General features: G+C 65.0%; 1 protein-coding gene. It reads left to right on the forward strand.

Going from position 1 to position 240, the window contains the following annotated elements:
- Positions 1-240 (forward strand): acyltransferase domain-containing protein (locus tag IH48_RS34135; RefSeq protein WP_037844341.1); only part of this gene is annotated, 240 nt, incomplete at both ends.

A 240-nucleotide genomic window follows, 5' to 3' on the forward strand; every position in this document is an offset into this window, starting at 1 on the left:
CAACGGACCCACCACCACCATCGTCTCCGGCGACACCCAAGCCCTCACCGAACTCACCACCACCTGCACCACCCAACACATCGACGCCCGCACCATCCCCGTCGACTACGCCTCCCACTCCGCCCACGTAGAAATCATCCACGACCGCCTCCTCCACGACCTCCGCAACATCACCCCCCACACCGGCCACACCCCCTTCTACTCCACCGTCACCGGCACCCTCATCGAAGACACCACCAC

The sequence above is a fragment of the Streptomyces sp. NRRL F-5126 genome (assembly GCF_000721265.1).
In the GTDB taxonomy this organism is placed as follows: domain Bacteria; phylum Actinomycetota; class Actinomycetes; order Streptomycetales; family Streptomycetaceae; genus Streptomyces.